Here is a 391-nt window from a genome sequence, read left to right as displayed (position 1 = left end):
GTTTATTTTCCCCGTTTTCGCCACCGATATCCGTATCGAACTGTAAAGACGACGCAACCAGGCCGGCTTCCGGTCACAGCAGGCTGGCACCTTCCCACCCCAACCATCGATTGAATTTGCCAACTCGCCCCATAGGCAATGCTCAACAGCCCACCTCGGCAAGGCCGCCTATCATTCGGCAAACCCGGTATTCACAAGGAAGCAGCCCCATGACCGATAGCCCTCGCCCAGAACTGGATATGGAAACCCAGGAGTTCGTCCACCAGCTGTTCGACCTGGCCCGCCAGGGCAACAGCCAGCGCCTCGAGCAACTGCTGCAACAGGGCCTGCCGCCGAACCTGCGCAACCCAAGGGCGACAGCCTGCTGATGCTGGCCAGCTACCATGGCCAC

At 60.1% G+C, this 391-nt stretch carries 1 protein-coding gene; it reads left to right on the top strand.

The features are described 5' to 3' along the window. Positions 1 to 209: 209 nt before the first annotated feature. Complete coding sequence (locus tag EEB15_RS33520; protein WP_199236725.1) at positions 210 to 368, top strand: hypothetical protein; 159 nt, start codon at positions 210 to 212, stop codon at positions 366 to 368. Positions 369 to 391 lie beyond the last annotated feature (23 nt).

The organism is Ramlibacter sp. WS9 (assembly GCF_003797765.1).
Classification (GTDB): domain Bacteria; phylum Pseudomonadota; class Gammaproteobacteria; order Burkholderiales; family Burkholderiaceae_C; genus Ramlibacter.
The sequence above is the reverse complement of the archived record's forward strand: the minus strand, read 5'-3'. Positions and strand labels throughout refer to the sequence as shown.

Excerpts from the sequence above, each read along its gene's own strand:
- EEB15_RS33520 (WP_199236725.1), top strand. The coding sequence starts at position 210 with ATGACCGATAGCCCTCGCCCAGAACTGGATATGGAAACCCAGGAGTTC.